This is a genomic window from Ruegeria sp. AE3 (assembly GCF_056542225.1).
The window spans coordinates 1-10521 of record NZ_JBQFZL010000029.1 but is presented as its reverse complement, the minus strand read 5'-3'; the positions used below and the strand labels follow the sequence as shown (position 1 = coordinate 10521).

Genomic DNA, 10521 nt, shown 5'->3' with positions numbered 1-10521 from the left:
CCCGTCTAGGTCGTGCGACCTATGAACGTGTCGCATAACGAACCGGGGAAAGGGGCAAATGCGGCCCAAGCGCTATTCGTGCAACGCGGTCCCCCACATCCACCTTTTCCTTTACTCTTTCCCATACCGGTCATTCTCCGGACGGTGGCACCTCGGCCCATACCAGATATCGGTACTCGCCGCCCTCGCTCAACGCGCGCTGCACGATGTCGCGGATATTTGCGGCAGATCGCTTCGGATCGATAAAGATCTGCCATTGCCTTTCGTTGCCTGGGGTCTCGTTCGCCAGGAAGTCGTACTCGAAAGCACGCCCTGGCCCTTGGCCCTCGAGCCGCACAACCTCCAGTCTGGCTACGCTATAGCCCCGAGATGCTATGTATTCGTTGAATTCAAGCATCTTGCTAGAAGGCTCGACGTACACGAAGGCCCCCGTTTCGAGCTTGTCCAGCATTTCGTCAAACTCATTTTGCATGTTCACTTTCACTCCAACGGCCTGATGATCGGGTCAGGTTCATTTTCTCTGTCCCGAAGAGGACGGTTCCTATTGCTTACGGCGACGACGTGCCCTTCCGGACCCAAGAGTACCCAGTGCCCGTCCTGTCCAGTCAGCAAGGTCATGTCATGACCCCTATAGTCACCACGTCCGGCGACGATGCCGCTGAGATCGGGGCGGGGATTGGCAATGATGTCATCGATCTGTTCGGCAGTGTGCCCTTTTCCTGTGATGTACTCCAGCCCGTCGCCCTTGCTGCCATGGTCGCCAATCGTATTCCCGTCGGGGTGGTGAAGGCCTCATTCCGACGTGCCTCGACAATGCTCGGACCCGCCGCATCCGGAATCGGCGTGGAAACGATGTTGCCGGTCGGGTCTTCGACGGCGGGCGAGCCCGTGTGGTTCGGCAGACCAAGGGTCTCGACCGGATAGGTTTCCAGCCACTGGTCGATGCGTTCCGGCGTGAAGCCAGGAAGTTCACCCAACCGGCGCTCGCCCTCAGTGAGTTCCGGGAAAACCTCGACCCAACCTTGGGCAATCGTGCCGTCCTGCAGCCGCAACCGGCCTTCCGCGAATGCGTTATAGCCTTGCTGCACCAAGTCTCCGAGGGCAAGTTGTGCGGCAGGATCCCCTTCGACGACACGCACGATGGTGCCAGGGTTCAACATCTCGTAAAGCGCGGCCGCCTGGCCTGCGATCTGCGCGGCCTCAACCGACTTCGGCAAACTGGACCCGAGACCAGAGATGACCGCTTCCTGCACCAGTTCGTGGGCCATAGCCGCAAGGAGCCCTTCGGCCGTTCCGGGATTGACGCCAAGGATCTCCGCCGCACGTTGGAGCCGACGTCCGGTGGCCAGACGCGTGAATTCCTGCAGGGCGCCGCTGGCGGCCAAAGCAGCCAGAGCGGCAGTTCCAAGTGGTGTGATCGCGATGGCGCGGAGACCGAGGCGACGCAAGATGGCGTCCACGGGTGCCTCGACCGGAAGGGCAAGTTCTGCAAGAATTGCATCAGTCCGCGACCCTGGCGTGATCGGCTCTGCATGGCAGCGGCAGTTGTGCGCCTGCCCCGGATGGCCGCCAGCGGGCGGGGCGTCCCAGCGAAACACCTGATCGTCGTATTCGGCATGGCTGTCACGGACTTTCGCGTCGCCCTGAGACCGCCAGATGTAATGCTCGATCCCCAAATCCTGCTGCCGAAGCTGATTGATCAGGCCCGCGAAGGCCCGAAGCAGGCGTTCTTCCATCGCCGCCCGCAACGGACGCAAGCGTTGCGGGTGGGTTTCGTATTCCTCGAAGATGGCCGTCAAGCGCGCATCCCACAGGCGCAGCGCCTCTTCCTTCGCATCTGTAACATCGCGAAGGTTGGCGTCGGTCGCCAATGGCACGGTGTCCGGGGGCGTCAGAGCGTTCAGCAGCATGCGGGTGTTGTCGGCTATCACGCGTTCCAATTGGTCGATGAAATCAGTCCGCAGGTCCGCATAGCCGGGGAAAAGCGATTTGATCGAAATGCCTGCACGGTAGCCGTACACGCCTCCGTTCTGCCGCGCGAAAACGTACTGACCACTGCCACCGTGGCGGAGAAATTCGCTAAGACTGTGTTTCATGGAACCTCCCGCTGACCCGCGCGAAGGTATGTATCGCCAATGCGTTAAGAAGCGATCAGCCGACCGTACGTTGCCTTGATCAGGGGCCATTCTTGCGGACGACGGCATGCGAAAGATCACCAGAGTGAGAGGCGTGCCGGTTTTCCGGTGACGGGTTGAGGGCTGGGAGAGTGGCTCCCGGCGCCCGTCGCGGGAGATCGCAGATGGGCGTTGTGGAAGTTCTGGATCCGGTTCAGCCGGCGCGGGCCGGTGGCTGGAAAGTGGATGTGAGCCGGGGCGAGCGGAACATATCCTCGACGTCGCTTTTGCTTTTCGAGGTTTTGGAGCGCTTCACCGGCCTGGGCTTCGTCATCATATGTCACCATCATGGCTTGCCCGTTTGTCCCAATACGTCCCCAAGTACGAAGGACGGACACTTCCCCAAACAGCGTCGGCTGCAATTCTATTCCATAGAACCGCGCCATGTTAATGTCGGGGTCCACATGGATCAGGTGGACAGGTGTGGTTGCCGTCAGTTCCATGACGCGATTGTCGGCAAACTCAGCCCGTCTGTCCAATGACATTGCGAAATCAATTCCCGTGAATGGATTCTGATCCTGAATGGAAAATGACATTGAATGCATCCGCTACTACTATAGCTGACCAATATGTAGGTAATAGGATCGGCCATGTTTCGTTTTCTACTATTTGCTTTCGTGATAGGTCTTGCCGCCAGCGCAGGCACGGCGCAGACACCGCCTTCGGCTGATGAGGTCGCGCAATACGACGGTCTCTTCGCAGCCGCTCACACCGGCAACGAAGAAATGATCCGGCAACTCGTTGCGGCAGGGGCAAACGTCAACGCACGGGACTCGCGGGGTCGCACACCAGCCCATGTGGCCGCGTTTGCTTCAGAGGACGAGGCATTGCGTGCACTGGCTGAGGCCGGTGCTGACATGAACGCGCTTGAAGGTCAGGCCTACGACGTTGTCACAATTGCGGCCGTTGCAAATGATCCAGAACTGATGACGCTCGCAATCGAGTTGGGAAACGATCCCGGACTAACGACCAGCCCTTATGAAGGAACGGCACTGATTGCAGCCGCGCATCTCGGTCATGTCGAGATTGTTCGACAGCTGATCGCTGCTGGCGCGCCTCTGGATCATGTGAACAATCTGCATTGGACCGCAGTTATCGAAGCCGTTGTGCTTGGTGACGGCGGCTTGGACCATCTTGCGGTTCTGGATGCGTTGTTGGCAGCGGGTGCTGACCGATCGCTTGCCGATCGTAACGGCACTACACCGCTCGAACACGCCGAACTGCGCGGATTTGCTAAGATGGCAGAGCGGCTAAGAAAAGAGGACTGAGGCCAGTCCAGCAGGCTGAAGCGGAGCGTTCCACCTCACAGGTGCCGATGGCAGCTTGGATGAGACCAGCCTCAAATCAAGTTCCTCTCGTAGCGGAGCGGTGACAGAGTTGAACACATCTCACGGGTAACGGCACAATGGACAAGATCAGAAAAAGTGAACAGGACTGCCACAGCGACCTCGTATTCGCGAGGCGTGGTTTTCTTGGCGCATCAGGCTTTAGCGCACTGACAATTGGATTGAGTGGCTCCGCTGTAGGCCAAACTTCTACAAGGGCGGACGACGCAATACCTCAACCAAGTGATCCCAAGGATGCCACATTCATGGAGCGCGCGTTCGAAATGCGTCAGTATGCGATTGATCATGGAGATCAGGGGTATGGCGCAGTTGTGGTGCGCGATAACATTATTATTGGCCAATCGTGGAGCAGGGTCATCTTGGATCAAGACCCCACGGCCCACGCCGAAATGGCCGCGATCAGGGACGCGGCGCGCCGCCTCAATGACCGAGATTTGAACCAAGCGGCCATGTACTCATCTTCCCGACCATGTCCCATGTGTGAAGCCGCGGCATACTGGGCTGGAGTCCGCCTCATGTTCTACGGCCGGAAAATCACGAGCGCAGGTTCGCCGAAGCTTTGCAGTTAGAATGGTTCTCAGCCATCAGCGACGTTTCATTTTGCATTCGCCTCCCACGGTGGGAAGTCGGCCCAAAGGAGACCTTCACCGATCAGTTGAGCGTTGCGGTGCGGCTCCTGCATTGCGGACATTCGTGCAAAGCGCAGCATTTACGAGGGATTACACATTTGGTTAGCGGGGAAATTTTAGCTTTCGCCTCCAGTACCCCAATAACTGTTTACTGCAGGGAACGAGATTGCAGTGAACATCGGCAGACGTGGAAGAAACCTCCCATTTCAAAGCGGTGTGACTTCGCATTTCCTCAATAGGACCTGAAATGGCTTGCCAGATGATCTATTAGCGCTCGTACACGTGCGGTCAGATGGCGATTGGGCGGATAAAGCGCGTAAAGGCCGAAAATTTCTGTCTCATACTCGGGAAAAAGCTGTTCCAGCGATCCGTCCGCCAGACTCCGGGCAATGGCATATTGCGGACAGCGCGCGATGCCGAGCCCCGCAATCGCCATGTTCGCAATCGCGGCCGGCGCGTTGGCATGAAAGGCACCGGCCGTCTTGACCACAAAATCCCGGGCGCCGGTGCGGAACCGCCAGGCGGTGGCATCCGCCGGGTTTTCGTCGATCAGGCAGCTATGGGTGGCAAGCGCCATCGGATCGCCTGGATGGCCGTTGGCGGCCAGGTAGGCCGGTGATGCGCAGACTATCAGCGGCATATCCGCCAGTTTCCTGGCGATCAGGGTCGAATCCCGCAGCACGCCGATCCTGACCGCCAGGTCAAAACCCTCCTCCACCAGGGCGACCCTGGCATCCGAGAGCCTGAGATCGATGTCGACATCCGGATGCGCCTTCATGAAGGGTGCGAGGGCCTGGGTCAGATTGGTGCTGCCGAACCCGGTCGGAGCGGTCAGGCGGATCGGGCCGGCCAGGGCGGATTGCCTTTCTTGTACCAAGTCGTCGAGTTCGTCGATCTGTTCGACGATCGGGCGGCAGCGTTCAAGATAAGCGATCCCAACATCCGTGAGGGCGACGCTTCTAGTCGTCCGGTTGAATAACTGGGTCGAAAGCCTGCCCTCGAGCTGCGCCACATATTTGCTGACCAGCTTGGTCGAGAGGCCAAGACGTTTGCCCGCGGCGGTGAACGAGCCCTCCTGCGCCACGGCCAGAAAGGCGCGCATCGTATCAATCGTGTCCACTGCAACGCTCCTTCGTCGTTATGTTGATGGTTTATTATTCCCAATTTGTTCATAGTTATTGAATAAAATATGCGATTATCAACGAATGGGCCATATGGCATGTTTCTGCCTGTGAGTACTGCACCAGTGCTCAGCCAAGGAAACCCCTCCGAAAGGTAAAACCCATGCCAAACGCCATCCGCATTCACCGTCATCCACTTTCCGGCCACTCGCACCGGGTCGAGCTTTTCGCCAAGCTCGGCGGCATCAATCATGAACTGGTCGATGTCGACCTGATGGCTGGCGAGCACAAGAAGGAACCATTTCTGTCGCTCAATCCGGCCGGGCAGGTTCCCGTCATCGAAGACGGGGACGTGACCGTTGCCGATTCCAATGCCATTCTGGTCTATCTCGCGCGGAAATATGCCCCCAACTGGCTGCCCGCCGACCCCATCCGCGAGGCCGAGATCCAGAAGTTCCTGTCTCTGGCTGCCGGCGATATCGCCCATGGCCCGGCAGCCGCGCGGCTGGTCACCGTCTTTGGCGCCCAACTGGACGCCGAACGCCCCAAGGCGGTGGCCAAAGCCGCCTTCGCGCGTCTCGAAGCGCATCTGGAAGGGCGCGACTGGCTGGTCGGTGGCGCACCGACAATCGCCGATGTCGCGATCTACAGCTACTCGGCGCATGCGCCCGAGGGGAACGTCTCGCTTGCCGACTATCCCAATATCCGCGGGTTGCTGAGCCGTGTCGAAGCCTTGCCGGGCTTCGTCCCCATGCAAGGCACCAAGGTCGGCCTGGCCGCCTGAGGGATCCATGCGCCCGGTCCGATGACCGGGCGCAGTCTAACCCGCCTGCAGTCACCAGATCGCCATCCCGGCGCAAGGAGAATTCCGATGCCTGACACCATTCAGAGCGACATCAGCATGTCCCCGTTCCACCAGGGCGAACACCTGGCTCAGGAGCGGCTGTGTGTCCGCGGCATCGAAGACTGGGCACGACAGGTCGTCCGCGATCACCTGCCCGAACAGCACCGCGAGTTTCACACCGCCTTGCCGTTTCTGGTCGTTGCCGTGCGGGACGGACAGGACCGACCCTGGGTCACCTTGCTGGAAGGGCCCGAGGGATTTATCACGTCGCCCGACAACCAGGCGCTGTCGGTCGGCGCATTGCCCGGACCGGGTGACGCGTTGCACGACAGCATCCTGCCCGGCAGCGATATCGGCATTCTCGGCATCGAACTGGCCACCCGGCGCCGCAACCGCGTCAATGGCCGCGCGGCCGGGGTCACCGCCACCGGGTTCGATTTTCGTGTCGACCAGAGTTTCGGCAATTGCCCGCAATACATTCGCGAACGAAACTGGCGCCGTGAAGCAGGTGACGTTCGCTGCCAAACCACAAGAGGCCGGCGGCTGACGACCGAGCAGGCCCGGTGGATTGCGTCCGCGGACACGTTTTTCATCGCCAGCGGCTATCGCGGCGAGGGCGAAAGCGCGACCTTCGGGATGGACGCCTCGCATCGCGGCGGCGACCGGGGTTTCGTCGAGGTGCGGGATCACAGGCGGCTGCGGTTTCCGGATTACGCGGGCAACAACCATTTCAACACGATCGGCAATATTCTCCTTGATCCCAAGGCCGGGCTTCTGTTCGTCGATTTCGCAAGCGGCAGCTTTCTTCAACTGACCGGCAAAGCCTCGATCGACTGGGACAGCGGTGCGCTCGCCCGGTTTCCCGGCGCGCGCCGGCTGGTGACGCTGGACATCGACGAGGTTGTCGAGACACGATCGGCAGTCAGCCTCAGATGGGCAACGGATGCGGATTCGGTCCGCTCAATCCGGCTTGTCGAAAAGACGCCCGAGAGTGCCGATGTCACCTCTTTCGTCTTCGAGGCGCGGGACGGCGGACCCCTGGCCGGGTTCGAACCGGGTCAGCACCTGCCGATCGAGTTGGACATTCCTGGGATCGGCGAACCGGTCGGCCGCACCTATTCGCTGTCCAACGGCCCGAATGAACATCGCTACCGCATCACCGTGAAACGCGAACCGAAAGGCATCGCCTCCCGGTTTATGCATGACCATCTCGAACCGGGCGCGATCATCAACAGCCGCCGGCCCGCGGGGGATTTCGTAATGACCTGCAACAAGTGCCCGCTGGTTCTGGTCAGCGCTGGCGTCGGCGTTACGCCGATGATGAGCATCCTGCAGGCGGTTGCCGGCGAGCGAGGCAACCGCCCGGTCTGGTTCGTGCATGGCGCAAGAGACGGACAGCACCACCCGCTGGCGCAGGAGGTTCGTGACCTGGCGTCTAGCCGCTCGGGCATCACCGTGCATGTCGCCTACAGCCAGCCCGGCCCGGAGGACGAAATCGCGGTCGATTATGACAGTCACGGACGCATTGACGGAGCGCGGCTGGCGCGGCTGATCAACAATCTCGACGCGCATTACTTCATCTGCGGGCCCACAAAATTCATGGGCACATTGCAGGCGGATCTGCAAGGCCGGGGCGTACTCCCGGAACACATTCACACCGAAAGTTTCGGCCCCGCGGGGTGATCGCGCCCGATCAACCAAGACGGCCGGGGCCATAGCTCCAGGAGAAAAAGAAAATGGCTAAATCATATGATATTGTGATTATCGGTGGCGGCAATGCCGGGTTCGGTGTGTCGGCCATCGCCCACGAGGCGGGCAAGTCCATCGCCTTTGTCGAAGCGCGCGATTTCGGCGGCACCTGTCCCAACCGCGGCTGCACCCCTAAGAAAGTGTTGGTCGCCGCTGCCCACGCCTTGCATGAGATCGAGCAGGCCCCGGTGCACGGCATTAGCGTCGGCAAACCAAGGCTCGACTGGGCCCGGCTGATCGAGCGGGAAAAGGACCTGATCGGCTTCATCCCGGACGCCATGCTTGATCTCGCCGAAAAGCGTGGCGACGTCTATCGCGGTTTTGCCAGTTTCGTGGGTCCCAACAGTGTCGAGGTCAACGGTGAGGTCATCACCGGCCAGGACATCGTCATCGCGACGGGATCAAGGCCCAGGCCGCTGCCGATCCCCGGCGCCGAACACATGATCACCTCGGACGAGGTTCTGTCGGACCCGACGCTGCCGGGCGAGGTCGTGTTCATCGGCGGCGGTGTCATCGCGATGGAGTTCAGCCATGTCTATGCGCGCGCGGGCGTCAAGGTGACGATCCTTGAAGCGCTGCCGCAGCTCCTGCCGCGTCTCGATGCTGATGCCGTCGCCGCGCTTCGGGCCGAAACCGAACGCCTCGGCGTGAGCGTCAAGACCGGGGTATCGGTCACGGCGATCGAGAAGACAGGCGACGGTCTCACGGTGCAGTTTTCCCATGATGGCCGCGATCAAAGCGTCACCGCCGAGCGTGTCGTCAACGGCGCGGGCCGCATCGCCAATATCGACGGCCTGAACCTCGAGACCGGGGATATTGCGCATGACGGGCGTCGCATTCTCATCGACGACACGTTGCGATCGACCTCGAACCCGTCGGTCTGGGTTGCCGGTGATGCGCTGGAACACTCCCCCCAGCTGTCTCCGATTGCGACTTACGAAGGCCAAATTGTCGGCCATAACATCGTCAACGGACCGACCAGAAATCCGGATTACAGCGTGATCCCCAGTGCGGTCTACACGGTCCCGACACTCAGCACGGTAGGGCTGAGCGAAGCCGAGGCCAAGGAGAAAGGCCTCGATGTCGCGGTAACGGTATCGGACATGTCGGGCTGGTTTTCCGCCAAGACCTATGCCGAAACGGCGGCCTGGTCGAAAGTGCTGGTCGACAAGGCCAGCGACCGGATCGTGGGGGCCCATGTCCTAGGTCATCACGGCGAAGAACTGATCCATCTCTTTGCCATGGCCATGCGCCACGGCATTTCCGCCAGCGATCTCAAGACCTCGCTCTATGCGTTTCCGACCTTCGCGGCGGACCTCAAGTCCATGTTCTGACAGTGTGGGCAAAGACACGTCACTTCAAGAAGGGGATTTACCATGCAAGACAAGGTCTGTCTGATCACCGGTGTCGGCGATGGCACTGGCAGTTCCGTCGCCCGCCGATTTGCGCGCGACGGCTATCGCGTGGCCCTGCTGGCGCGCAACAAGGACCGGTTGCGCGAGCTTGAAAGGGAACTACCCGGTTCGAAAGCCTTTGCTTTCGACCTGGAGGATCTCGATCAGCTTGTCAGTGTCTGCCGCCAGGTGACCGAAGAGATGGGCACGCCCGAGGTGATCGTGCACAACGCCGTTCGTGCCACCTTCAAACCCTTCATGGAGGTCGACCCCACGGAACTGGAACGCAATTTCCGGGTCAACACCACAAGCCTGCTATACATGGCGCGTGAACTGACCCCGGCGATGGTTGAACGTGGCAGCGGTGCCATCGTGGTCACGGGCAATACATCAGCCTTGCGCGGGGTCCCCAATTACGCGCTCTTTGCCCCGACAAAGGCGGCCCAGAGGATCTTTGCCCAATCCCTAGCCCGGGAACTGGGACCAAAGGGCATTCATGTGGCCTATGTGGTCATCGATGCCGCCATCGACACGCCCTGGACCCGTATGCCCTTCAACCCGGACGCGCCCGAAGATTTCTTCAGTAAACCCGATGCCATAGCAGAGGAGGTGTTCCATATCGCCCATCAAGACCGATCTACTTGGTCGTTTGACGTAGAACTGCGACCCTACGGTGAAAAGTGGTGAGCGACGGACGGCCCAAAGGAGACATCCGGCCGTCACTTACTATGCTGCGGTGTGGCCCGTCGAACCTGCCATTCGCTGCATGAGCAAAATCTGAGCGCGGTCGAACTCACACATCGCGGACTTTGCAGTCGGTCGTGGAGCCTACTCTGGCAGTCTTCATTCTGCGCAAAGCCGCCGGTGAGCGCGTCTGAAAACCTTCCTCGTCCAGCATCAATCCTGGATTGGAAGCGCACATTCACTTTCAACGCGAAGACCGTCGATAAGGAGACCAAGGTAGACCTTGCCCTCCGCCTACCTCGCGAATGAAGCAACCATCCGAGGTTTCCAGGACGTCGCAAGACAGCATCAAGATCGGACATTCAGGCGATCTGCGGCGAAAGTCTTTTCAATGTGGATGCGGGAAATGGCCCCGAACATTTCTTCATCGAGCCATGCAATTAAGCCCTCGACTACGCCATCGAACGAACGGTCGAGGGTTACTGACATCCAAACTTCCGCCTTCCATCAGCCTTGCGGCGTGTACCAGATCGGAGACGTGTAGGCGCGCTCCTGCTGCGACATTGGTGCGCCTTCAGGA

12 protein-coding genes are annotated in these 10521 nt (G+C 60.1%); 6 read left to right on the top strand and 6 right to left on the bottom strand.

Going from position 1 to position 10521, the window contains the following annotated elements:
• Positions 1–130: 130 nt before the first annotated feature.
• From ACR0NZ_RS20280 to ACR0NZ_RS20270, 3 genes are all read right to left on the bottom strand, one after another.
• Entirely contained in the window at positions 131–484 is a 354-nt protein-coding gene (locus tag ACR0NZ_RS20280; protein WP_480521477.1) for a hypothetical protein, read from the bottom strand.
• 130 nt (positions 485–614) lie between these two features.
• The gene (locus tag ACR0NZ_RS20275) at positions 615–2096 is read right to left on the bottom strand and encodes a phage minor head protein (RefSeq protein ID WP_480521475.1); all 1482 of its coding nucleotides are present in this window, start codon (positions 2094–2096) and stop codon (positions 615–617) included.
• Positions 2097–2212: 116 nt separating this feature from the next.
• Positions 2213–2710: a WGR domain-containing protein gene (locus ACR0NZ_RS20270; protein ID WP_480521473.1), complete on the bottom strand. Its 498-nt coding sequence runs from the start codon at positions 2708–2710 to the stop codon at positions 2213–2215.
• Between the two features lie 54 nt (positions 2711–2764).
• Between ACR0NZ_RS20270 and ACR0NZ_RS20265 the strand changes: the two genes are divergently transcribed.
• Complete coding sequence (locus ACR0NZ_RS20265; RefSeq protein ID WP_480478550.1) at positions 2765–3442, top strand: ankyrin repeat domain-containing protein; 678 nt, start codon at positions 2765–2767, stop codon at positions 3440–3442.
• A 137-nt stretch (positions 3443–3579) separates the two neighbouring features.
• Positions 3580–4089, top strand: coding sequence for a nucleoside deaminase (locus ACR0NZ_RS20260; protein ID WP_480521471.1), 510 nt, complete (start codon positions 3580–3582; stop codon positions 4087–4089).
• Positions 4090–4381: 292 nt separating this feature from the next.
• On the opposite strand, the gene ACR0NZ_RS20255 is transcribed toward ACR0NZ_RS20260, so the two are convergent.
• A complete protein-coding gene (locus tag ACR0NZ_RS20255; protein WP_480521469.1) occupies positions 4382–5269 on the bottom strand; it encodes a LysR family transcriptional regulator in 888 nt (295 codons plus the stop codon).
• Between the two features lie 164 nt (positions 5270–5433).
• On the opposite strand from ACR0NZ_RS20255, the gene ACR0NZ_RS20250 reads away from it, so the two are divergent.
• From ACR0NZ_RS20250 to ACR0NZ_RS20235, 4 genes are all read left to right on the top strand, one after another.
• On the top strand, positions 5434–6054 hold the full coding sequence (locus tag ACR0NZ_RS20250) for a glutathione S-transferase family protein (RefSeq protein WP_480521467.1): 621 nt from the start codon (positions 5434–5436) through the stop codon (positions 6052–6054).
• An 87-nt stretch (positions 6055–6141) separates the two neighbouring features.
• Positions 6142–7797: an FAD-binding oxidoreductase gene (locus ACR0NZ_RS20245; protein WP_480521465.1), complete on the top strand. Its 1656-nt coding sequence runs from the start codon at positions 6142–6144 to the stop codon at positions 7795–7797.
• 53 nt (positions 7798–7850) lie between these two features.
• Complete coding sequence (locus ACR0NZ_RS20240) at positions 7851–9197, top strand: dihydrolipoyl dehydrogenase family protein (RefSeq protein ID WP_480521463.1); 1347 nt, start codon at positions 7851–7853, stop codon at positions 9195–9197.
• 42 nt (positions 9198–9239) lie between these two features.
• Positions 9240–9944, top strand: coding sequence for an SDR family NAD(P)-dependent oxidoreductase (locus tag ACR0NZ_RS20235; protein WP_480521461.1), 705 nt, complete (start codon positions 9240–9242; stop codon positions 9942–9944).
• Positions 9945–10289: 345 nt separating this feature from the next.
• Here the strand turns inward: ACR0NZ_RS20235 and ACR0NZ_RS20230 are convergent, their stop codons facing one another.
• Positions 10290–10430 carry a hypothetical protein gene (locus tag ACR0NZ_RS20230; RefSeq protein ID WP_480521459.1) on the bottom strand — a complete coding sequence of 47 codons (141 nt, stop codon included), beginning with the start codon at positions 10428–10430 and terminating at the stop codon, positions 10290–10292.
• A gap of 18 nt (positions 10431–10448) precedes the next feature.
• Positions 10449–10521, bottom strand: a 73-nt coding sequence (locus ACR0NZ_RS20225; RefSeq protein WP_480521053.1) for a DUF3604 domain-containing protein, incomplete at its 5' end; no start/stop codon positions are given.